Genomic DNA, 24,449 nt, shown 5'->3' on the forward strand with positions numbered 1-24,449 from the left:
GATATTTTAATGCAACAAGAATCAACATCATGGTATAAACAAGAATGGTTTATTGTTTTAACTTTAATATTTATTTTCCCACTTGGTTTATTTGTAATGTGGCGATATAGTAAATGGCCTTCTATTACAAAATCAATCATAACAGTGGCAATAGTAGTTATAGCGTTATCTAGTATAACTTATGTTGGTAACCTCAAAACAAATAATTATGAAAAACAACCTACCGTAAAGACAGATAATGAAACAGAAGATACAGCCAATAATACAGAAAACATAAATTATGATGATAGTAGTACAGATAAAGAAATAAACGATAAGTATCAAAAGGATGACAATACAACAAATAAAGAAAACGATGCCACATCTGTTGAAGGTACACGTTTAGAAAAAGCTGCACTAGAAAAAGCAAAAACATATTCTAAAGATTTGCATATGTCAAAACAAGGAATATATGATCAATTAACATCGGAATATGGAGAAAAGTTTAATAAAGAAGATGCACAATTTGCTATAGATCATCTTGATGCCAATTATGAAAAAAACGCACTAGAAAAAGCAAAATCTTATGCTAAAGATATGCACATGTCTGATGATGCAATTTACGATATATTAGTATCCGAATATGGTGAGAAGTTTACCGACTCTGAAGCAAAATATGCTATTGATCATTTAGATAATTAAGTATTGAGGGCGGTTAAATATCCGCCCTATTTTTAACAACATGAAAAATAAACAACGAGAGAGGAACAATTAAAAATGATTATATAAAAAGTTAACGGATTATGGTCTTATGATTTTAGATGTCAAAATAAGAGATACCGTAAAAGAGGTTGCAAAACTAAAAATTGCTTTTCGGGTCTAAACGACCATCAATTTCCAAAAGAGATTTATAGTTATATAGTTTTGTGATTTTCTCAGTGTTTTCAACAGTATTAGCTAGTTTTTTAAAAAACTTACTCTCCCCATTTTTTTCTAGTTCATTTATTAAAATAGATTTTCTTTTATTCATAATTTTTTCATCAAGATTCAATTTTTATGAAAGTATTTAAGAGAACTTCTATCTGTGGTTTTGGTATCTATCAATAACGCCTTATCTTTTATATATCTCAATATATAGTTATTAATTTTTTTTGTAAATGTTTTTCATTTTCCTTAATAATTTTAGAAGAATTAGACCTTAAAGGGAGTAAAATGATTTTATTATTAATATCAATTGAATAAAAATAAGGTCTTGAACCTTCATTTTTTCTAATAATTTCGTAATCTTTTAAGTTCAAAATTTCTTTAAATTTTTTATTATAAAAATTATTGTTTAGGATGTAAAACTTCATGGTGTGCCTCGATTTTGTTCAAATAAAATTAAAAGAGCCGTGACCTTTTATGGCATGGCTCCTTATACTATGATATTCAATTATCGCCTAGCCTCATAGTAGGCTGGCTACTGTATTCAATGTATTTTGTTTTATAAGTTCCACGCATTGTCGTCGACCTATAAAAATATTATAACATTTTTGTATTATAAATAAATTTATAATTCCATTGTTTGTAAATCTTTTTTATTCTTTTTAGGCTTAGATGATTCTGTATATTCATTTTTCTCAGAAACAATTACATTTGAATAGGCTTTAGTTTGAAGTCTTTCTTTATTATTAAAATGGTTTTCAACTAATACATCGTTCCAATCTTTACAATCTTCACTTTGGGGTTGTTCAGACACAATATTAATTTCTTTACCTGAGCGATTTGAAATTAATCCTTGGAAATTTTTAACAAATTTACATTACTCTGCATCAACTCATAATTTGACATTTTTTTAGTTCATACATGTTTTCTAATTCGTTTAATAATGTTTCTTTTTCTTCAGTGGTTAGATCATTTTGATTCAAGATTAATTGTCTAACCTTGGACAAATTTTCACTTTCAGTATTACTCATCCCTCACTAAAGCCTTATTAATAATTTATCTTTAATGAGATTACACATTGTGGTTACCTATTAACTAAAGGCGTTTCAATCCAATATATTTCAAAAAGATTTGGTCATGCTAATATACATACAACACTCAAGATATATTCAAATTTAATTAAAGAATTTGAGAACAAAGAAGATAAAGAAGTAGTTAAATATTTAAATGAGATTTTCTTGTGACTAAATCAGAAAATGTTGTGACTAAAATAAAGCTTAATTATCATACTCATAGTCACAATTTGACTAAAAATTTTTAAACGGATAAAAACTATTAAGAAGTATAAATTTAACAAAACACATTCAAACCATTGATACAAAAGGATTTATAAGAAGGCAAAAAAATAACGCTTATAATGGATTTATACCATTATAAGCGTCTGTACGGAAACGGAGGGATTCGAACCCTCGCGCCGCTCTCGCGACCTACACCCTTAGCAGGGGCGCCTCTTCAGCCAACTTGAGTACGTTTCCATATGGCTCCGCAGGTAGGATTCGAACCTACGACCGATCGGTTAACAGCCGATAGCTCTACCACTGAGCTACTGCGGATTAATTTAATTTATCTCTATCAAGCACAAATATTATTATATCAATCCTGTTCAGTTTTTCAAGAGAAATCTTAAAAAAATATACGGAACATTTACACTAATTTAATATTAACGCCCCGCATATTTTAAAATTAAACAAACAATTTTAATCTTAATTTGTGTAGTTAAAAATATTAAAATGGTGTCTACTTATCATCTAAAAGAGAATACCTTGAGAGAGCTTCAAATATATTTAACGATGATTGATTATAATCAATGGGTTGTTCTGGATTATTTGATTTCATACGTGCATGTTTATCTACCATATAATAATAAATAATCGCATTTGTATATTGATGCCATAAGCTATGATATGAAACGTTTAATATAAATGATTCACCATTAGCAAATATCACTTTACTTTTACGATTTTTAAGTTCTTTGATGCTGTCGATATAATGCATGTTTATCCAGATGTTTTCGTCTTGTCGATCAGAATGTGTTGGAAAAAAATAAGTTGGAAATAAAGGGGTAAGTAAAATAGGTGGTTTACTAGAGATACCTGTAATTCTATTAGTTTCAGATTTTTTACTAAGGTAGCTATTACCATAGAATTTGCAGGACCTCTCGATAATTCTTTGAACTTTAAATGGACTCTCCTTTCGTGATTTATCAAATCTTATAATTTCTGCACCTGAAGTTTGCTGATATTCATCATACCTTGGTCGAATTAACATGTCACCTTTTCTAATAACATAGATTGATTCACTAAAATTAGTCATTCGATTACCTCACTTCACAAAAAAATAAATTATTGTTACTATTTTCTTTTAATAATAATAACTTAATTTTATTTTATACGAGCCTTAAATTAAGTCAAGTTCTACTTTTATTTTCTTTTTACACATATTTCTTTTAAAATGTCAGAATATTCATTGATTTCAAAAATTAAAAACTGTATAATACTCATATATCAATAAATAGGAAAGGTAGTGATTTTCATGAATCATAATACAAATGTAAAATACACTACACTTGAAGACTTTGTAACAACAGTTAATGATTTAGGTGTAGAACTTGTAATTGATGAAGCATTAAGAGAAGCTAGGAAGAAAAAACTTGAGACTCTTATCGACGAAGCACTTGTTAATAAGAATGAGAAAGATTTCAAACAGTACACAGATGAATATAAAAAATTGGAGGCTTTTCTCAGTGAATAAATTAGATTCGAGTCACTCATTATAAAAGGTCTATTCCCTACTTTAATTTAAGTTTAGAGAATAGACCTTTTTTATTTTATTTAAGACATTAATCTTATAATTTCATATTTATCAATATCACCAAAATAATGGTATAGATCATAATTGGATAATGCTTCCTCAATATGCTCGAAGTCATGTAAACAACCTTCAAGTGCATATTCAAGTTCGGTTACATCGCCTTCTCCAAAGAAGTCTCCAAATATTTTCGCATGTTCAATACGTCCTTTTTTAACATCAAATTTAATTTGTATAAATCCCTTTTCAAATTTTTCTTCACGCTCAAAATTATATTTAGGATTTTTACCATAATTCCATTCCCAAGTACGGTATTTTTCGTTGCTTAACTGTTTGATTTTAGTCCAATCGTCATCAGTTAATACATATTCTTCTACTTCATTTTCCCCAAAAATAGTCTTTAGAATAATTTGCTTAAATTCATTAATATTTAGTGGTTCTTCTAAAAATTCATCAATGTTAGCCACACGTTTTCTTACAGATTTAACGCCTTTAGATTTAATTTTAGCAGGATTAACTTTTAACGCATTTTGAACTTCATCAAGTTCACAATTTAACATCAGAGTGCCGTGACTAAACATTCTATTTTTAACCTTTACCATTGCATTCCCTGAAATTTTAACTTCACCAACTTGGATATCATTACGGCCCGTCATTTCAGCATTAACTCCTAAAGATTGTAAAGCTTGCACAATCGGCATTGTAAACTTTTTAAAGTTGTGAAAACTATTGCCATCATCATCAGTAATAAAGCTAAAGTTCAAATTACCTGTATCGTGATACACCGCACCACCTCCAGATATACGACGCACAACATCAATACTGTTCTTATCAATATATTCTTTATTAACTTCCTCAATTGTATTCTGATTCTTGCCTACAATGATTGAAGGTCTGTTAATATAAAATAAAAAGTAACTTTCTTCAGCTGGAAGATTTTTAAGAACGTACTCCTCCATTGCTAAATTGAGCGTGGGATCAGTAATATTATTATTACTAATAAACTTCATAACATTCCTCTCCTTAAAGTATCTTTCTATATGCCCTTACCCTAGTTATGAATGATTTATATTAAAAATTCCAATTATTTACTCATTTATGTCTTACTTTTCATATTTATATATAACAATCTTAGTTTTTTAAGGATATTAGTTTATTTGTTATGTAAATTTTAGTACAATATTATCTAGCTATGATTTAAGGGAGGAGTCATTATGACTGTTGCAGAAGTAGGTAATATTGTAGAATTTTATGACGGTTTAAGAGGCCGTGTAGAGAAAATTAATGACAATTCTGTTATTGTAGACTTAACAATTATGGAAAACTTTAATGAATTAGATTTACCTGAGAAAACTGTCATTAATCATAAGCGATATAAAATCGTTGAACAAGAAGGTTAATTATAATGAAAAATGTTTCTAAAGCTTTAATTTGGTTTATTATAAGCTTCATCGTCTTTCACGCAATTTTATTTGTGATGTGGGGTGAACACCAAGAGTACTGGTACTTATACACTGGCATTATGCTAATAGCAGGAATAAGTTATGTTTTTTATCAAAGAGACATTGCATCTAAACGATTATTAACTTCAATTGGAATTGGTATAATTACAAGTATTGTACTTATAATCGTACAACTCATTTTATCACTTATTTCATCAGAATTATCGTACGCATCATTAATCAAAGAATTATCAAGAACAGGCGTTTATTTCAAATGGCAAATGCTCATTACGTTAATATTCGTAATTCCGTGTCATGAGTTATATATGAGAACTGTTTTACAAAAAGAATTAATTCGTTTCAACTTACCTAAATGGGTAAGCATATTAATAGTTGCAATCTGTTCAAGTTCACTATTTATCTACCTTGATAATTGGTGGATTGTATTCTTTATCTTTGTAACTCAAATCATTTTATCATTAAGTTATGAATATACTAGACGAATAGCAACTACTTCAATAGCACAAATTGTTGCTATAATATTGTTATTAATATTTCATGGATAAAAAGCATTTCTTAACCCTTCTCTTGCGGGTTAAGAAATGCTTTTTTTGTTGAAGTAATTTTATTAATCATAACGTTGTTATATATTGAGAGACAAATTAGAGATTAACTTTAAAATTATTCATTACTTTAACATTGTAATCTGCATTTTTCAGATTATTTCTAATCAGTCCCCCCATTGTTTCATCATGAGTTTCATGAACAATCGCATCTTTCAAGTAATCTTTGTAATTTCTATAACAATAATCTGTCATGGTGATTCGATACATTTGATTCTCATCTATATTATCTATTTTGACTCTGTGGTATGGTTGTTGTTTCATATCGACTGTATAATTAATACCTTGCCAGAATGTAAACAACGTTTCATCAATAATTGTTAAACTTAATTTTCCTTGTTCGAATTCTATATGGGAATAGCTATACTCTAGAATATCTTTTATGTTTTTCCCTCTTACCGTTAGATCAACAGGTTTGTCTGGATGTGGATATGCCTCATATAAATCCCTATTGCGAATAACTCCACCTAGTCCTTCCTCTCCGTTTGTAGGTAGGTGCACACATGAGATTTTATAATCATACGCAGCTTTGATACCATCATGAAGTAATTGAGCAAATGGATGTGGCTGACAAATAATGTCTTCAATACTATCAATAGTTAGATTAAATTTGTTATTAGATATAATTTCATCTGCCCAGTACTCGACAGCTTTACGATCATAATGCGTCTCATTTAGTAAATCTTGATCTTCATTATAGTCATTTAAATCTATCACTTTTGATTTGATATTCTCTATTTCATATGAACTCGTTCGCTTTTTAAAATGAATTGATAAATGTACTAACTCTTCAGCATTTTGACCTGCTTGTACATAAACTGTTTCATGATCTTTACCAACAATAGTTTGATGTTGATGAGCTGTAATAATTAAGTCTATAACACCCAATTCTTCCATAATTTTTTCAGCTTCGTTCGCATTTCTTTCGTTTCGTTTACTCTTATTACTTATTTTATTAAGACCACCATGATAAATAACTATAAGAAAATCTGGCTCCTCAACTTCATGAATATATCTAATCCAACGCTTAGCTGAGAGAAGCGTCTTTTCAATACTGACATCATCTTCCATTTCAGCATATTCATTTTTCATTAAACCATCAGCTGTTAATCCGACAATAGCTATCTTTAAATCATCATAGTTTTTAATTGTATATGGTGTTGAAAAATATGGCTCACGCGTCACTGTGTACTCTATATTTGCTGATAACCAAGGAAAACGGGCTAACGCAACTGAACGCGTTAAGAATGACAAACCAAATTTAAATTCATTAGGGCTTATCCCACTAGCATCGTATTGCATAGCATTCATTAATTTAATCATAGGGTGACGCTTATAAGGAGCTACTACCGCATAATAAAATGCTGCTAATGACCCTGCTAAGCTACCTCCACTATCAAGTAAAATAACATGCTTATTTTGTTTACGAGCATCTTTGACATATGTGCCTGCTCTGTAGATATTTGATCCATAGTCCCCGTTTAAGAAGTGACTATGCATATCTGAGGTTGCAATCACATCTACAGTAATATTTTCATTTTTTTCCATCTAGCCACTCCTCTCATTAAAGTAAGTTTAACATGTAAATATCTTGTAGTGTAATTAATATAAAAGTAATTCAAATAATTCCTTTGGAAAACAAAACACAATAAATAATAAAAACTTATCTAAACATAAAAACACTCCTGATAAATAGTATTCATTTACCAGAAGTATTTTATAAAAATTATCCTATTTGAATCCGTTCTTTAGGATAGCTAAATTTATCAGGTTCTTTACGTCCAGCTAAAATAATAATAAATGATATCAAGCCGACTCGTCCGATAAACATTAGAATCATTAGTACAATTTTAGTTAAATTACTAATATTATCAGTTGCACCTAAACTTAAGCCACACGTACCGAATGCTGACATTACCTCAAAAAAGATTTGTATAAATGTCAATTTACCTTGTTCAGTAGCAGCAATAATAATCATACTTACAAAAGTTAGAATTGATGCCATTGTAAATACCGCAAAGGAACGTTGAATATCCATAATATGAATTTCTCTATTAAAGGCTTTGATACCTGTTTTATCAGCAGTATTATTAAAATTAATAATAAAAAGAATAAGAATAGCAAAAGTCGTTGTACGGATACCTCCACCAACCGAACTTGGAGAGGACCCAATAAACATTAATATGCTCATTATAATATTTGTGGCATCACTGAAATGTGACACATCAATTGTTTGTAAACCAGCACTACGTGTAGTCGCAGACTGGAATAATGAATCAAATAGAGCCTGATACCAACTCAATCCCTTGAAGGCATGGTTATGTTCTAATAACAATATAGATAGTACACCGAATACAAATAAAAATAGATATGTAGACGTTGTTATTTTAGTGAATAATGAGAATCTAAAATTAGTTACTCTATTTTTTATGTATGCTTTAAGTTCGAGAAGAACCGGAAATCCAATCGAACCTAAAACAATTAGAAACATAACTATTGTTTGAACAAAATAATCTTTTGCATATGGCACAAGAGATTCTCCCGTTATATCTAAACCACCATTTGTTGTAGCAGAAACCGATACAAACACACCTTGCATAAAAGCGTGTTTTAAATCAGGATTATCTCGATAAAAGTAAAATGCTAATAATAATGCGCCTACAAGTTCAATTACAAATATTGTTCTTACAATCTCTAAAATCAATTTTACAGTACCACTCATCGTGTCTTTATTATTATCTAACATGATAAGTTGTCGTTCTCTTATACCAATGTGCTTACCCAACACTACCCAGAGTAATGTACCGATAGCCATGACACCTATTCCACCGATATTTAAAATAATCAAAATGATTATTTGTCCAAAGGTAGAATAAGTATCGACTATATTTACTGGTGTTAATCCTGTCACACTAATTCCAGAAACCGCAACAAACAATGTATCTATAGGATTAACATCAACTCCATGTTTATGTACAAAAGGTAAATTTAATAATAGAAATGCAACCACAATGGCAAAGAGATAATAAAGAACAATCCCTTGTTGAGGACTTGATTTCTTAAGTAATTGACTTAATATAGACATAAATTTCACCTCAACGTTTATTTCAGTTTAATTTGAATAGTTTTTTCTGTACCATTTCTATAGATTTTAGCTGTTAAAGTTTTTAAATCATCTCTATGGCTAAAAATAATTTGTCTATAGCGTAAATTATCTTCAACGGTTTTACCATCTAATTCTACTATTACATCATCTTTTTTCAACCCTGATTTTTCACCTAAGCTATTTTCTTTAACATCATTAACAAGCACACCATTGTTAACACTTGATGGAAGGTTGGCTTCCTCTCGTTCTTCACTTGAAATATCTGCTACATTTTTTATTTTTATACCAGTGTTAGGGTATTGCACTTTTCCATTGTCTTCTAATTGTTGTGCTATTTTACGTACATCATTAATCGGAATTGCAAAGGCCATACCCTCTACATTTTCCATATCTATCTTCAACGAAATAATACCTATAAGTCTACCATCTTTATCTACTACTGCTCCTCCAGAGTTACCTGGATTAACTGGGGCATCAACTTGAAATGCTTTCATCAACACATCATAACTGTTGTCTTTGTCTATATCCACAGGTACATGACGATCTAAACCTGAGATAATCCCTTTAGAAACACTGCCTTTAAAATCTACTCCTAAAGGATTACCAACTACTAATATTGATTCTCCTAATACTAAGTTATTTGAATCACCTAAAGTTATTGGTTTCATACTTTCATCTGATAACTTAGCTTTTACAACAGCAATATCAGACCATTTGTCTTTGCCAACCACTTTTCCTTCTACAGACTTATTATTATTGTATGTAACTTTCTGTTTATCTTTATCTCCGACTACGTGAGCATTCGTTAAAATATAAATAGAGTCGCCTACTTTTTTGTAGACGACACCCGAACCAATTTCATTATCTGAACCTGATTTACTTTTAGGAATAGTAGTATTATTAGATACATTGTTTTGAACAGTTACTACTGATTTGACAGAGTTATTAGCGTTTTTCATTGTAGTTGTATAATTCTTGTCATTTCCATTAAAAGCACTATCATTAGTATGATCATTTTTATTAACTGTTGTAAATATAGCATTTAATATAAGTAATAATAAGATAATACCTATGATAATTAAAAGTTTTGGCCAGTGTTCTTTAAAGAAAGCAATTATTGCGTTCTTGATGTATTCAAAATTATCATTTTTATTACTCGTTTTTAGAGAATCTTTCTTTGAATATTTATCATTACCTTTGTCATCATCATTTTCCTTATCATCTGAATGATGATTTATAGATGAATATGGCTTTTCTTTGTTTTGTTCAGAATCTAAATGACGCTTATCATTATTTTTTCTCTTATCTGTTATATCATTAGAAGTTTCTATCTGATTATTGTTCTCATAATCACTATCTTTAGTGCTAACCTCTTTTTTATCGGATGTTTCATTTATACTAGACTCTTCTGGTTGAACGATGTCATCATTTTCTTTAGCGGTTTTGTCTTCACCCTCTAAGTCCTTCGGTTGGTTAGTGATAGAATATGGCACTCTTGTTTCTTTATGATTATGATTTACTTGTTTATCTTCAACTTCACTTCGTGGTCTATCCTCTGAAGTTAAATGTGTTTGAGTGTGATCACTTAATTCTTTAGAATTAGAAGATTTTTTGCTCATTGAAGAAGGTTTTAATGCATCTGTTTGATTGGTCTCTTCATGTCTATTTTTTTGCCTTTGATTTGCTATTTCGTGTTGTTGTTGAATTTCTTCTTGAGTTAATTTCTCAATTCTTGCTTTACGTAAATTATCTTTAACGCGTTCTTCGTTAACCTTGGATTGTTGTTTTTCTTTAGCAACTTGCTGTTTTAGAGCTTCTCGTTCACGTTTAATACGTTCTTCTCTTTCTTCATTATGAAAATATTCACGTCGCTTTCGACGATACTGACTACGGGGTATGACTTGTTTTTTATCATTATCCAATTGATGACCCACTCCTATATTCACTTATATTAGTTAAATATGTAAAAATTATTAAATTTTAGTTATTTCTAAGGTTTTCAATACAGTATTATCGAGTTTGATTATAGTTTAAATTTTAATATTTTAACTATAAAACTGCAATGTTCAATATAACAAAGTTAAAAATAAACTCCACTCAAAAGGTTAGATGAGTGGAGCAATGTTTAAATAATAAACTATTTATTCTTCTTTTTGTTTTTAATGACAGAAGTAAACCATCCTATAATCACTAGTAAAATAAGCACTGCCCAGAAAATGGATTGCCATAAAGCACCATGAGGGAATTCTTCTGGTAAAACGCCAATATCAGGATGCGCAAGAACCATTACAACTAATTTAATACCAACCCAACCAACGATGGCAAAGGCTGCTCCCTCTAAACCTGGATATTTATTTAATAATTCAACGAACCAATTTGCAGCAAATCTCATAAGAATGACACCAATCATGCCACCTAAGAACATTACTATAAATTGACCTAAGTCCATTCCACCGAAGTGAATCCCCATCTTAGGTAATGTCACTGCTATAGCTAAAGCAGCTAACATTGAATCAATAGCAAAGGCAATATCCGCAAATTCTACTTTGAAAACTGTGCCCCAAAATGCTTTAGGCCCAACTTTCTTTTCATTTCCTAAATCATCATAGTGATGATCATCACCTGAGTCTTTATGATGCTCTTCTTCTGATTTATGGAAGAAATCCCACAAATTCTTGATAGACATATAGATTAAATAGATTGCACCTGCAGCTTGAATCCACCAGAAGTTCGCAATAATACTAATTAAGAATAAGGCTATAAATCTAAATATAAATGCTCCTAATAAACCATAAAACAATGCCTTCTTACGTTGTTCTGGTGGTAAGTGTTTTACCATTACAGCCATAACTATTGCGTTATCAGCTGCTAATAAACCTTCTAAGAACACAAGCACTAAGAGTACCCATAAATAAGGTAAAATCAAACTTGGATCCATAGTGGACAACTCCTTTATTAAAAAATACAAATAAAGAGACCTATGCTAAATAATAGCAAAGGTCTCACTAAGCAATTGTATTGCCCACTTTACCGGAAGACTTACCTTCGTAATGACGATAAAGTGTTAAATAGTAGTTGCTAATAATTAAAGTTCTACTATCCTCTAGTTACTCCCCTCTGACAAAGTTGTCATAGGTATTCATTTGTTAATAATAGTATACATAGATTGTACAAGTAACACAATCTAAATCGTATCTACTTCGTTTAATATGTTCTTAAAGAATACCCCGTTGTCAATAAAGTTAAACTCAAAACTTATAATAAACTATATAACTTAATATCAGGGAATTTCTCTTCAAACCAACGAGTAGCAAATTCATTTTCAAATAAGAAGACAAAGTTGTCATAGCGGTCTTTCACTAATATAGACCGTGAAGTGTTCATATTATCTTTAATATCTTCTTCATTTTCTATCCAACGCGCGATTTTTCTTCCGACTGGTTCCATTACTACATCAACATTGTATTCATTCTTCATACGGTGCTCGAACACTTCAAATTGTAATTGACCTACAGCACCAAGAATAATTTGATTGGTGTGTAGCGTTTTATAATATTGGATTGCACCTTCTTGTACAAGTTGTTCAATACCTTTATGAAAATGCTTTTGTTTCATTACATTTTTAGCTGAAACTTTCATAAAGATTTCAGGCGTAAATTGAGGTAAATCTTGGAAACTATATTTTTGCTTAGCACCGACAAGTGTGTCCCCTATTTGATAATTACCTGTATCGTATAAACCAATAATATCACCAGCTACAGCGTGGTTAACAGTTTCTTTATCATCCGCCATGAATGAAGTAGAACGTGTTATTTTTTGTTTCTTACTTGTTCTCTGTAATGTTACATCCATACCACGTTCAAAGGCACCACTAACAACACGCATAAACGCAATTCGGTCTCTGTGTTTAGGATCCATATTCGCTTGTATTTTGAAAATAAATCCTGAGAAGTCTGTATCAAATGGACTTACTTCAACATCTTCATTTGTTTGACGAGCGTTAGGCATCGGTGCGTGGTCAACATAAGCGTTTAAGAAGTTTTGAACACCAAAGTTAGCTAAAGCTGAACCAAAGAAAACTGGTGTGAGCTCACCGTTTAGTAACGCATCATTATCAAATTCTTCGCCCGCTTCTTCAACAAGCATCATTTCTTCAATAGCTTGTTCAAAGGCACTATCATTTTTAATATCATGATCTTCTTCTAATTCGTAATCATCATTGAGATGTAATAAATTTTCTTCATCTCTAAATGGCTCAATAGTTTTAGTCGCTCTATCTATAATACCGAAGAAATTTTGACCCATACCCACAGGCCAGTTCATTGGATACGTTTCAATATTTAATGTTTCTTCAATTTCATCTAACAATTCAAATGGTTCTTTACCAACTCGGTCAAGTTTATTGATGAACGTAAATATAGGAATACCTCTCATTTTACATACTTTGAAAAGTTTTAAAGTTTGAGGTTCAATACCTTTTGCGCAGTCAATGACCATGACAGCACTATCTACTGCCATAAGAGTACGGTACGTATCTTCAGAGAAGTCTTCGTGTCCTGGTGTATCTAAAATGTTAATTTTATAATCATCATAATCAAATTGCATAACTGAACTAGTTACAGATATACCACGTTCTTGTTCAACTTTCATCCAGTCACTTGTAGCGAATTTCCCTGTTTTCTTACCTTTAACAGTACCAGCTTCTCTAATCGCTCCACTGAAGTATAATAATTTTTCAGTTAAGGTAGTTTTACCAGCATCCGGATGCGAGATGATGGCAAATGTTTTTCTTGACTCTACTTCTTCCTTTAAATTCATTCATCATTCTCCTTTTATTTTGTTGCTATCCAATCACAAATGTCACGTGCGAGTGCATCGGCTTCATTTTCAGTATAAAAATTAAAAAATTGCATTAACAATTCTTCATGTAACTCATTAATAGTTAAGTCGAGGGGCAGTTCTACAGACCAAAATAAGTCAGGAATCGCTATCAACATAACGTCTCTATCGCTATTTTGATAGAAATAAATATTTATTATTAGTTCATTATACTGAAGTTGCTTAATCTTCAACAGGTCCACCGCCGAATTTCTTATAAGCAGCTTCTAATCCAATCAAATCATCTCTATGAGGAACCTTCACATGGCCTGGCATAATTTGATAAGGTTCTCTTCCTTTAGATGCCAATACTACTGTATCTCCAGGTTCAGCAACATCTATTGCATGTTTAATGCCTTCAGCGCGATCATCAAATTCGACATAATTATCATGAGTTGCACCTTTAGCTAACTCAGCTGTAAGCATTTTAGGATCGTCATTTGCAGGATTATCAGGAGTAAAGATAACATAATCTGCACGACATGCTACGCTACCCATCTCAGGTGTTTTAGTCATGTCTCTTTCTCCAGCCATACCAACTAAGAAAATCAATTTCTGTTTAACAAAAGGTTTCACAGCGTCAATCAATTTATTCATACCATCTGCTGTATGAGCGTAATCAATAATTAAATCAATTGGTAATGAAGGATCAAGTACCTCTAATCGTCCTTCTACGGGTTCAAGAGAAGTTACCGCATTAATAATTTCTTCCATAGATGCGCCTTTACTCCAAACTGCAATGATAGCAGCCATAATATTAGAGATATTGAATCGACCTACATATGGTGATTTAACTCGATAATCTCCAAATGGTGTACTTAAATCAAACTCCACACCCTGTAACGATTCATTAATATTCTTAGCCATAAATTGAGCTTCGTTATCTATGCCATATGTAAACACTTCATAAGGTGTCACACTTGCTAAATAATGAGAGAAATCATCGTCATTATTAAGTACGACGTATTTTTCTTTAGCTAAATCTTCACCAAGTTGGCTAAATAATAATGACTTCGCGTGGCCGTATGCTTCCATAGTGCCGTGAAAATCTAAGTGATCTTGTGTTAGATTTGAGAAAATCGCAACATCAAATTCTACACCTCTTAACCGACCAAGTGATAAACCATGACTCGAAACTTCCATTGTCATAGCTTCGGCATCAGCATCAACTGCTTCTTTAATCTTTTTAGTTAATGAAACTGTTTCAGGCGTTGTGTTGGCACCTTTAGTTTTTGTTTCATTGATTTGGAATCCATTGGTACCTAAATAGGCACTATTTTTATTTAATTTTCTATAAATGAGATGAATCATTGTTGCAATTGATGTTTTTCCATTAGTCCCCGTGACACCATATGTAGTCAACTGATGACTTGGAAAATCAAATAACGTATGTGCTAGTAAACTAGCTACTCTTAATGTATCTGGAACAACAACTTGAGTCACTTCCCCATCAAGTTCAAGTTCCCTGTTTACCACTACAATACTACAACCTTGTTCAATTACATTTTGACAAAATTTATGACTATCTACCGTATATCCTTTAGATGCTACGAAAATACTTCCTTCTTTAGCTGTACGTGAATCAGTAGTAATATCATCTACATTTTTATCTAGTGTTCCAATTACATTTTTTACTCTTATTTTCTCGAACAACGCACTCGCATTCAAAATGTATCGCTCCTTTTTTTACAATAATTCTATTATACACATTTTACTAGTGTTGATAAATTTATTCTTATTTATTGAGGTTCGTTATTAAAATAAAGTCCCTCTATATTTAATAGGAGGTAAAAATTTAATTAAAAATATTCTTCAATGTAAAATTAAGTCAATTTTTATTAAGCTTAAGTAAAAATATCTTAAAAATATTTCTATAGCCCCAATCATCCCAATACATTTCCCTTAATTAATGCTAGTATGAAAGTAGATTAAGAAAATATAAAGTTTTTAATAAGTTTATTTTGTGTTAGTACGAAGTTTAGATTGAGTAATTAAAAATTTATTTTGAAGATGAGTGTGGTATAATGCATAAATAAAAATTTAAATTACTTAGTTTACATAGTTAATTCATGAATTTGAAATGTGTTGCACACTGTATTTATCATGCTAAGAAGCGACAACTTCATGTCGCTTAATTCCTTTTATAATGTATGAAAATACGTTACACTTATTATAAATTTTAAAAATTAATGGAGGGTGGCTATAAATGGTTACTCAAAATAAAAAGATATTGATTATTACTGGATCATTTGGTAACGGTCATATGCAAGTCACACAAAGTATTGTCAACCAATTGAATGAAATGAATTTAGATCATTTATCAGTAATACAACATGATTTATTTATGGAAGCTCACCCAATTATGACTTCTATTTGTAAAAAATGGTATATCAATAGCTTTAAATATTTTAGAAATATGTATAAACGTTTTTATTATAGCCGCCCTAACGAGCTTGATAAATGTTTTTATAAATATTACGGATTAAATAAATTAATCAACTTACTCATAAAAGAGAAACCAGATTTAATACTTTTAACATTCCCTACACCTGTAATGTCAGTACTTACTGAGCAATTTAATATTAATATTCCAATTGCAACTGTTATGACAGATTATCGCATGCATAAAAATTGGATTACCCCAGATTCTCAAAGATATTACGTTGCTACAGAGGATACTAAAGATGATTTCGTTGAAGCAGGCGTGCCAGCTTCTCATATAAAAGTAACTGGAATCCCTATTGCTGATAAGTTTGAAGACTCCATTGATAAAGAAGCTTGGTTGTCTAAGCATCATTTAGATCCAAACAAACCAACTATCTTAATGTCAGCAGGTGCATTTGGAGTTTCTAAAGGTTTCGATTATATGATTAATGAAATCTTAGAAAAAAGTCCTCACTCTCAAATAGTGATGATATGCGGACGTAGTAAAGAACTGAAACGCTCTTTAAAAGCAAAATTCAAACATAATCCAAACGTTTTAATTTTGGGTTATACCAACTATATGAATGAATGGATGGCTTCAAGTCAATTAATGATTACTAAACCAGGTGGGATTACAATTTCTGAAGGACTCACACGTTGTATCCCAATGATTTTCTTAAATCCAGCACCTGGTCAAGAACTTGAAAATGCTCATTATTTCGAAGATAAAGGGTTCGGTAAAATTGCTGACACACCAAATGAAGCCATCGATATCGTATCTCATTTAACAAACCATGAAGACAGACTAGAAGCTATGACAAATCAAATGCGATTATCAAAAGTAAGTTATTCTACTCAGAAGCTATGTAGAGATTTATTAGATTTAATTGGTCACTCATCTCAACCAGAAGAAATCTACGGAAAGGTTCCTTTATATGCAAGATTCTTCGTTAAATAATTACTCCAATAACAAAAATTTTGTTATTATGTTAGTTATTTTATTCTTAATGGAATTTGCACGAGGCATGTACATACTTAGCTATATTAACTTCTTGCCAACAGTGACGTCGATTGCAATCGCAATTACTTCATTTGCATTTTCTATACATTTTATAGCTGATGCAGCAACAAATTTTGTTATCGGATTTTTACTTAAGAAATTTGGTGCAAAGATTGTCTTAACTGCAGGCTTTTTACTCGCATTTGTAAGTTTGTTTCTAGTCATCTGGTTCCCAGCATCACCATTCGTAATCATATTTAGTTCTATTATGCTAGGAATAGCCGTTAGTCCTATATGGGTCATCATGTTATCAAGTGTTGAAGAGAATAATCGTGGTAAGCAAATGGGGTATGTATACTTCTCATGGTTACTAGGTTTATTAGTCGGCATGGTCGTAATGAACTTGTTAATCAAAGTACACCCTACTCACTTTGCTTTCATGATGTCTCTCGTAGTTCTTATCGCATGGGTATTATATTACTTTGTTAATATACAATTAACGAATTATAATACGAAACCTGTCTCAGAACAGCTTAAACAAATCGTTGATGTTACAAAACGACATCTCGTATTATTTCCTGGGATATTACTACAAGGTGCAGCAATTTCAGCATTAGTGCCTATACTTCCTAAATACGCTACAAAAGTAATCAAAGTTTCTACCGTTGAATACACTATTGCAATCATTATAGGTGGTATTGGTTGTGCATTTTCAATGTTGTTCTTATCAAAGATTATTGATAATAATAGCCGTGGATTTATGTATACCATTATCTTTGGTGGTTTCATATTATATACGTTATTAATATTTGCTTTATCATTGTTAACTAATATCTACTTAGTTTGGGTAATAGGTCTCTTTATTGGATTAATGTATGGAATACTTTTACCTGCGTGGAATACTTTTATGGCTGGTCATATTAATCCCGAAGAACAAGAAGAAACTTGGGGCGTATTTAATAGTGTTCAAGGGTTTGGATCTATGATTGGACCATTAGTTGGTGGATTAATCACTCAATTTACAAATAATTTAAATAATACATTTTACTTCTCAGCTATGATTTTCCTATCTTTAGCTGTATTCTATGGTTATTACTTTATAAGTAGTAGACAAAAAAGGAAATAAAGTATTTCGAAGCCTATTGATGAATTTTCATTGATAGGCTTTTTTTTGGCTTAATGTACTTCTTTTTTTCATTTGAGATAAAACATAAAAATCCGCTACAAAAAAGGATGAATCGACACCCCTGTACAATTCATCCAATCATTTATATTAATTATCCTAACTCAAATGTTTCTACTACTGTCCATTTATCGTCTTCTTCACTATATTGTAATAAAGAAAGTTCGTTAATTGTCTCTTTATGGTCTACCCCTGCTAATTTTACTTGACCATAGATATCTTCAAATTCTTGACTTGATAAGCCTTGTGCAATTGTAAAGTGCGGAACAAATGGATGTTCAGCCTTACCATAAAACTCGTCAGTATTGAATTGATCAAAAAGTTTTTCTAAAGAGTCAGTTTTAGCTACTTTGAAGTAAATAACATTAGTTGTTGGTGCAAAACTTGAAGCTTTCGTTGCATGAACATCAACTGGTTGAATGTCACTAATACGTTTTTTCACTTCTTCTTTAATAGAATCTAATTCATTATCATCAATTTCAAATTGAGATTTAATTGTTATATGAGGCATGATTTGTGCATAATGCGTATCATAGCGTTTACGATAAGCATTCACCTCTTCTTGGAATGACTTAGACGGAACTAATGCTAATCCTAGAATCATTTAAATTCCTCCTTTGTTTAACATATTTCCATTATATCAAAATTTTTTGAAAACCGTTACTTTTAAAGTGAAAACAATTACATTTCTGAAATATCTATATTTAGTAAGATTTATATTTATAGCCCTTCACTAATAGAGTATAAATATTAGGGAGAACGCTTAATCTGGAATGACATCACTTAAGAAATATTCAAGAATATCTCCTAATAATGGTTTCCATGATTTCCAACTATGCCCACCCTCGAACTCGGTATAGTAATAATCAATACCATAATCTTTAATAAGGTCAGCTAATTCACGGTTAGGCGTAAGAAAATTAGCACGTTTACCATTTGTAGGTAATGTGAAGTCTTCCTCTTCTAAGCCAATTGCGTGCCATAGTGTAAGTTGATTTCTATTATCACAATTAACTACTTTTTGTTTTACATTATCATCATACATTGGGCTTAGCATTGCTGCCTGACTAAATATAGTTGGATATGTTAGAGCAGTCATTAAAGCGATACTACCAGCCAAACTATCTCCAATTAACAATCGAGCATTACCTACTTTATAAGTTGGAAAAGTAGAATCAATAAAAGGTAATATTTCTTTACCAATTGCTTGAACTGTCAAATGTGAACGACTGCCTGATGGATGAAACTCTTCTCGTCGTTTATCAACATCTTCATAATGAAACCCGACGATAATTGCTCTTTGAATAGAATTATCCTTTCTCAACTGTTCGTATGTACGTTGAATTCTACCGAATCTTAAGAAATCTAATCCATCAAAGCATATAATAACTTGATACTTAAACAACTCAGTATATTCTTCAGGTAAATAAATGGAGAGTGTTACATCTCTATCTAGAATGTCACTGTGTATTACTTTTTTATTTATTTTTCCAGCGTTAAACTCTGTCATATGCGTATGCCCCCTCATAGTAGTATTATCATTGTATCAAGACTTGCAACACATTTAAATTCTCTAAAATGATTTTAAGCAGAATCCTCAGTATCTTATTACTAATTTTCAAGATATGGAGAACCTTTTAAAAAAATTAAGCGAAAGCTGTTTCATAGCGTCTTTAACTATGATTTATAAAGTATTTTCCCTTTTTTAAGATATAGTTTTAAGATATACTTATTAAGAATAAATAAAAGTATTACTATAGGAGGAAAGAGGTTTATGTTAAATAAAGTTTGGTTTAGAACCGGCATATTTATTATCATGCTGTTCATACTCATCAAACTATTTATGGAAGTACATGAAGTATTTACACCTATTGCGACGATTATCGGCTCTGTATTCCTTCCATTCCTAATCAGTGGTTTTCTATTTTACATATGTTTACCTTTTCAAAATATTTTGGAAAGATGGGGATTTCCACGTTGGGCTAGTATTTTAACGATATTTATCGGGTTAATTGCAATTATAGCAATTGTGGTATCATTTATCGCACCGATTATTATTTCGAATATTAATAATTTAATTAAACAGACACCAGCGTTACAAAAAGAAGCTGAACATATTATTAATTTCTCTTTAAAACAAATGGACAAATTACCTGATGATGTGACTCATCGTATTAATAAGGCTGTTAGATCTGTAGGTGATGGCGCAACATCAGTTTTATCTAACTCAGTCACTTACATTACATCATTCATTTCAACAGTTTTCTTATTAATCATGGTACCTTTCTTCTTAATTTATATGTTGAAAGATCATGAGAAATTTATTCCAGCTATAGGGAAATTTTTTAAAGGTGAACGAAAAGTATTCATCGTAGATTTATTAAAAGATTTAAACTTCACTTTAAAATCATATATTCAAGGTCAAGTAACAGTCAGTGTGATTCTAGGTATTATTCTTTACATCGGTTATACAATCATAGGATTACCATACACACCATTACTTGTATTATTTGCAGGTGTGGCAAATTTAATTCCTTTCCTAGGTCCATGGCTTTCATTCACACCCGCGGCTATTCTTGGCATCATTGAAGGCCCAACAACATTTATATGGGTTTGTGTTGTTACATTAATAGCACAACAACTTGAAGGAAACGTAATTACTCCTAATGTTATGGGTAAATCATTAAGTATTCACCCACTTACAATTATTGTTGTTATCTTAGCTGCAGGAGATTTAGGTGGATTTACATTAATTCTAATAGCTGTTCCATTATATGCAGTAATTAAAACATTAGTTAGCAACATCTTTAAATATCGTCAAAGAATTATTGATAAAGCTAACAGTGACGTTAAAGATATTAAATAAACAGTTTCAACATCGCTTACTTTTTTCGAGTAAGTGATGTTTTTTTATTGAAAACGTCTAAACCCACTAATGCAATATCACTAACACTTCAATTTAACAACGGCATACTTAATGTATCGTTAATAAGCAATAATAAAAAGCGATTGAGTCAATTACTCAACCGCTTAAAATAATATGCATTGTTATTTAATTGCGTGGAATCCACTGTCAACATGGATATTTTCACCAGTTACACCACTTGATAAATCACTTAATAAGTAAGCTGCTGTTTTACCTACTTCTTCTTGATCAACGTTTCGTTTTAATGGTGCACGTTCTTCAATCTCTTTAAGGATTGTATTAAAGCCACCTACACCTTTCGCACTTAAAGTACGAATTGGTCCTGCAGAAATAGCATTCACACGAATATTATCTTCACCTAAATCAAGTGCTAAATATTTAACATTTGCTTCTAAGCTTGCTTTAGCAACACCCATGACGTTGTAGTTTTGAACAGCAAACTCACCACCAAGATAAGTTGTTGCAACGATACTTCCACCTTCTGGCATAAGCTTTTTAGCTTCATGCGCAACGATTGTTAAAGAATAAGAACTAATATCTTGTGCAAGTAAGAAGCCATCACGTGAAGTTTCATTGAAGCGTCCTCTTAAGTCTTCCATATTAGCAAACGCAATTGAATGATAAACCCCGTCAATATTTCCTACTTCTTCGCCTATTTTAGCGAAACCGTTAATAACATCTTCATCACTTTGTACGTCAATTTGATATAAATAATGTTCAGATTGATTTAATTGTTCTAATAATTTTTCTAATTCTTTACGGCTGCGATCTTTACGATATGTAAATACTAACTTTGCACCTAATTTGTCTAATACCTTAGCTACACCAAATCCGATACTACGTTTGTTTGCAATACCCATGATGACATATGTTTTGTTCTCTAAATTTAACATTACAGTATAACTCCTTAATAAAAATCAATTCTTTTTTCAACGGTTATAAAATTGTTTCTTAAATAACCCTTCTACCATAATTAGTTTAACACTTTTAGTACCTGATAATAAAGTATTTTAGACCTTGATTAATGTTTAGACAATACTGTTTATTCTTTGATAAAACAATCATAAAAATATTGAAAATCGAGAAGTTTGTAACTCAATTTCTACACTTCTAATAACGCAATAAATTATCGAAACTGGATTAATAACAATTAAGCCTATAATTGGATTGGTTTAAAATCCAATTATAGGCGTTAATACTAATATTTGTTTTCTAACTTCCACCTTAAAGATATTTAAAGCTGTAGTTTTAATAATAGAATTCTAATTCTTGTTTAAGTTCATCAACGTATTCTTTCGAACCAGTCACAATAAGACGATCTTTATAACGTAGTTGTGTATCACCATGAGGTACTAATGATTCATTATTACGTACTATTCGTACGAATATGATGTCGCCTCCAAACGGGAAATTACGCAGTTGTATATTTTCATAATGATGATTTAACATTTGAATTTCGTAAAGAGATGTTTCTACATTGCTTAAAAGGTTTAGCATATTTGGAGTTTCTATCAAACCTTTTAGTAAAATTTTATTACTTAGATAATTACTAAACACCTCAATGCCTTGCGCTTTAATTTCCGCGTCTTCATTAGAGCTTTCTAATCTACAAATCACACGGTCGACACCGTATTTCTTTGCCATTAATGCTACATTCCTATTAATTTCATCATCATTAGTTGCGCATACTACGATGTCTTTTTCGAATAAACCTAAACGAGCTAATAAATTCTCTTCATAATCGGCAATTTCTACCATTGTAATTTCGTCAGATAATTTTCTGCTATCACTTAAATCCTTACGGTAATATAACGAAATATTATACAACTGTGATGTTAAATTTTGAGCAATCGGAATAGTTAACTGATTCTTACCAATTAAACTCACTTCAATTCGACGATTAACCTCATTGGGTATTGGGAACAACTTTTTAAAAACGATAGGCACAAATACACAAGTAATGACCGCACTTAAAATTAATATACCTGAGGTCTCAGCTGAAATCGTTTTAAGTTGTTCTGCGATTTTCGCAGCCGCTATGACTAAAGATAAAGTTGAAGTTAATAAAAATGCTGAAGCAATCGTCGTTTTAGTATCAAACCAACGTTTTATAAATAAAACTGGGATAAGCTTTGACACTACAAAAGCTATGATGAGCACTGGAATAATTAAGAGCAGAGATGGTTCTTTAATTAAAGATGGTATATTGAGATCTACACCCACCATGATAAAGAATATTGGAATAAAGAATCCATATCCAAATGAATCTAATTTTTCCACCATTTCTTCATCGGGATTTAATAGTGAGACAACAACACCGGCTAGGAATGCACCTAGAATATACTCTGCACCTACACCTTCAGCAAGTGCTACTAATAAAATTATTAATGCAAAAACTGCACGAATCCCAATTTGAGTTGTACCATCCATTAACTTTTGTAAAAATGACATGCGTTTAAATACGCCACCGAGTATGTAGAAAATAATTGTAAATACTATGAGTATGCCAGTTAACCATATCGTACTGCCACCATGGCCATTAATAGCGCCATAAACAGTTAATAAAAGCATCGTTACAAGATCAGCTAAAACTGCAACTAAAAGTATAAATTGACCTATTGTTGTACGCATGATATTCATTTCTTTAAGTGTAGGTACGACAACGCCTAAAGAAATAGTTGATATAATGATGACCATTAATAATACATCATCTACTAAACCTAACCATTTAAAAGCGTAAGCCAAGATGATAGAAATCAACATGATAAAACCAAATACAGTCAAAGCTAAATTTAAATGACTTGGTAAATTCTTTTCTTGTTTATTCTTTCCTTGTCTAGAACGTGAATCTTTTTTAAATGCTTTAAAATCAATTTCCAATCCACTTAAAAACATTAAAAATATAAAGCCTAAAGTAGATAATATGTTTAATACAGAATCTCTTTCCACAATATTAAGGAAAGAATGACCTATGATAATACCCATTAAGATTTCTGCCACTACAACAGGCAGAAAATTAATGTTAAGTCGGTTAACGATAATAGGAGTTAAAAATGCAGCAACAACTACGATAACTAATGATAAAAACTCCATGCG

Annotated in this window: 22 protein-coding genes, 2 tRNA genes and 1 riboswitch; of the genes, 7 read left to right on the plus strand and 17 right to left on the minus strand. The window is 31.1% G+C overall.

The features are described from left to right. The first annotated feature begins 9 nt into the window (after nt 1-9). Complete coding sequence (locus MHI13_RS14735) at nt 10-681, plus strand: Ltp family lipoprotein (RefSeq protein ID WP_064210279.1); 672 nt, start codon at nt 10-12, stop codon at nt 679-681. Between the two features lie 157 nt (nt 682-838). On the opposite strand, the gene MHI13_RS14740 is transcribed toward MHI13_RS14735, so the two are convergent. From MHI13_RS14740 to MHI13_RS14765, 5 genes are all read right to left on the minus strand, one after another. After that, entirely contained in the window at nt 839-1,009 is a 171-nt protein-coding gene (locus tag MHI13_RS14740; protein WP_241497408.1) for a hypothetical protein, read from the minus strand. A gap of 519 nt (nt 1,010-1,528) precedes the next feature. Continuing rightward, nucleotides 1,529-1,717 carry a hypothetical protein gene (locus MHI13_RS14745; RefSeq protein ID WP_241497407.1) on the minus strand — a complete coding sequence of 63 codons (189 nt, stop codon included), beginning with the start codon at nt 1,715-1,717 and terminating at the stop codon, nt 1,529-1,531. Nucleotides 1,718-2,349: 632 nt separating this feature from the next. After that, a tRNA-Ser gene (locus MHI13_RS14755) sits at nt 2,350-2,438 on the minus strand. A gap of 3 nt (nt 2,439-2,441) precedes the next feature. After that, nucleotides 2,442-2,516: transfer RNA gene (locus tag MHI13_RS14760), tRNA-Asn, on the minus strand. Nucleotides 2,517-2,700: 184 nt separating this feature from the next. After that, complete coding sequence (locus MHI13_RS14765) at nt 2,701-3,276, minus strand: competence protein ComK (RefSeq protein WP_002433165.1); 576 nt, start codon at nt 3,274-3,276, stop codon at nt 2,701-2,703. Nucleotides 3,277-3,495: 219 nt separating this feature from the next. Here MHI13_RS14765 and MHI13_RS14770 point away from each other — a divergent pair, with 219 nt between their 5' ends. Then, the gene (locus tag MHI13_RS14770; protein WP_030065132.1) at nt 3,496-3,714 is read left to right on the plus strand and encodes an IDEAL domain-containing protein; all 219 of its coding nucleotides are present in this window, start codon (nt 3,496-3,498) and stop codon (nt 3,712-3,714) included. Between the two features lie 80 nt (nt 3,715-3,794). On the opposite strand, the gene MHI13_RS14775 is transcribed toward MHI13_RS14770, so the two are convergent. Next, a complete protein-coding gene (locus MHI13_RS14775; RefSeq protein WP_064210332.1) occupies nt 3,795-4,781 on the minus strand; it encodes a lipoate--protein ligase in 987 nt (328 codons plus the stop codon). Nucleotides 4,782-4,985: 204 nt separating this feature from the next. Here MHI13_RS14775 and MHI13_RS14780 point away from each other — a divergent pair, with 204 nt between their 5' ends. Both MHI13_RS14780 and MHI13_RS14785 read left to right on the plus strand, forming a co-directional pair. Further along, entirely contained in the window at nt 4,986-5,171 is a 186-nt protein-coding gene (locus tag MHI13_RS14780; protein ID WP_002433441.1) for a YkvS family protein, read from the plus strand. A gap of 5 nt (nt 5,172-5,176) precedes the next feature. Further along, on the plus strand, nt 5,177-5,779 hold the full coding sequence (locus MHI13_RS14785; RefSeq protein ID WP_064210333.1) for a CPBP family glutamic-type intramembrane protease: 603 nt from the start codon (nt 5,177-5,179) through the stop codon (nt 5,777-5,779). A 96-nt stretch (nt 5,780-5,875) separates the two neighbouring features. On the opposite strand, the gene MHI13_RS14790 is transcribed toward MHI13_RS14785, so the two are convergent. The 7 genes from MHI13_RS14790 to MHI13_RS14820 all read right to left on the minus strand — a co-directional run bounded on the left by MHI13_RS14790 (nt 5,876) and on the right by MHI13_RS14820 (nt 15,488). Further along, on the minus strand, nt 5,876-7,384 hold the full coding sequence (locus tag MHI13_RS14790) for a bifunctional metallophosphatase/5'-nucleotidase (protein WP_064210334.1): 1,509 nt from the start codon (nt 7,382-7,384) through the stop codon (nt 5,876-5,878). 178 nt (nt 7,385-7,562) lie between these two features. Continuing rightward, nucleotides 7,563-8,921 (minus strand): TrkH family potassium uptake protein, encoded by a 1,359-nt coding sequence (locus tag MHI13_RS14795; RefSeq protein ID WP_064210335.1) that lies wholly within the window; start codon nt 8,919-8,921, stop codon nt 7,563-7,565. A 17-nt stretch (nt 8,922-8,938) separates the two neighbouring features. Beyond that, on the minus strand, nt 8,939-10,864 hold the full coding sequence (locus MHI13_RS14800; protein WP_064210336.1) for a S1C family serine protease: 1,926 nt from the start codon (nt 10,862-10,864) through the stop codon (nt 8,939-8,941). 215 nt (nt 10,865-11,079) lie between these two features. Then, the gene (locus MHI13_RS14805; RefSeq protein WP_064210337.1) at nt 11,080-11,880 is read right to left on the minus strand and encodes a TerC family protein; all 801 of its coding nucleotides are present in this window, start codon (nt 11,878-11,880) and stop codon (nt 11,080-11,082) included. A gap of 69 nt (nt 11,881-11,949) precedes the next feature. Continuing rightward, a riboswitch (yybP-ykoY riboswitch) is annotated at nt 11,950-12,070 on the minus strand. 127 nt (nt 12,071-12,197) lie between these two features. After that, complete coding sequence (locus MHI13_RS14810) at nt 12,198-13,760, minus strand: peptide chain release factor 3 (RefSeq protein WP_002433266.1); 1,563 nt, start codon at nt 13,758-13,760, stop codon at nt 12,198-12,200. Nucleotides 13,761-13,774: 14 nt separating this feature from the next. After that, complete coding sequence (locus tag MHI13_RS14815) at nt 13,775-14,014, minus strand: YueH family protein (protein ID WP_064210338.1); 240 nt, start codon at nt 14,012-14,014, stop codon at nt 13,775-13,777. Continuing rightward, entirely contained in the window at nt 14,004-15,488 is a 1,485-nt protein-coding gene (locus MHI13_RS14820) for a UDP-N-acetylmuramoyl-L-alanyl-D-glutamate--L-lysine ligase (protein ID WP_023350574.1), read from the minus strand. Before MHI13_RS14820 ends, MHI13_RS14815 begins: the two co-directional genes overlap by 11 nt. A 538-nt stretch (nt 15,489-16,026) precedes the next feature. Between MHI13_RS14820 and MHI13_RS14825 the strand changes: the two genes are divergently transcribed. Next, a complete protein-coding gene (locus MHI13_RS14825) occupies nt 16,027-17,202 on the plus strand; it encodes a diglucosyl diacylglycerol synthase (protein ID WP_002433223.1) in 1,176 nt (391 codons plus the stop codon). Then, the gene (gene ltaA, locus MHI13_RS14830; RefSeq protein ID WP_023350575.1) at nt 17,180-18,370 is read left to right on the plus strand and encodes a lipoteichoic acid biosynthesis MFS flippase LtaA; all 1,191 of its coding nucleotides are present in this window, start codon (nt 17,180-17,182) and stop codon (nt 18,368-18,370) included. Before MHI13_RS14825 ends, ltaA begins: the two co-directional genes overlap by 23 nt. Before the next feature lie 151 nt (nt 18,371-18,521). Here ltaA and MHI13_RS14835 read toward each other — a convergent pair whose 3' ends face one another. Together MHI13_RS14835 and MHI13_RS14840 are read right to left on the minus strand one after the other, a co-directional pair. Continuing rightward, nucleotides 18,522-19,031, minus strand: coding sequence for a YjcG family protein (locus tag MHI13_RS14835; protein WP_023350576.1), 510 nt, complete (start codon nt 19,029-19,031; stop codon nt 18,522-18,524). 159 nt (nt 19,032-19,190) lie between these two features. After that, the gene (locus tag MHI13_RS14840; protein ID WP_064210339.1) at nt 19,191-19,937 is read right to left on the minus strand and encodes an esterase family protein; all 747 of its coding nucleotides are present in this window, start codon (nt 19,935-19,937) and stop codon (nt 19,191-19,193) included. Between the two features lie 264 nt (nt 19,938-20,201). Between MHI13_RS14840 and cozEa the strand changes: the two genes are divergently transcribed. Further along, nucleotides 20,202-21,293: a lipoteichoic acid biosynthesis protein CozEa gene (gene cozEa, locus MHI13_RS14845; protein ID WP_002433349.1), complete on the plus strand. Its 1,092-nt coding sequence runs from the start codon at nt 20,202-20,204 to the stop codon at nt 21,291-21,293. 182 nt (nt 21,294-21,475) lie between these two features. Here the strand turns inward: cozEa and fabI are convergent, their stop codons facing one another. Both fabI and MHI13_RS14855 read right to left on the minus strand, forming a co-directional pair. Beyond that, nucleotides 21,476-22,246: an enoyl-ACP reductase FabI gene (gene fabI, locus MHI13_RS14850; protein WP_002433356.1), complete on the minus strand. Its 771-nt coding sequence runs from the start codon at nt 22,244-22,246 to the stop codon at nt 21,476-21,478. 355 nt (nt 22,247-22,601) lie between these two features. Then, entirely contained in the window at nt 22,602-24,446 is a 1,845-nt protein-coding gene (locus tag MHI13_RS14855) for a monovalent cation:proton antiporter family protein (RefSeq protein WP_037548605.1), read from the minus strand. Nucleotides 24,447-24,449 lie beyond the last annotated feature (3 nt).

The sequence above is a fragment of the Staphylococcus sp. FSL K6-0223 genome (assembly GCF_038008285.1).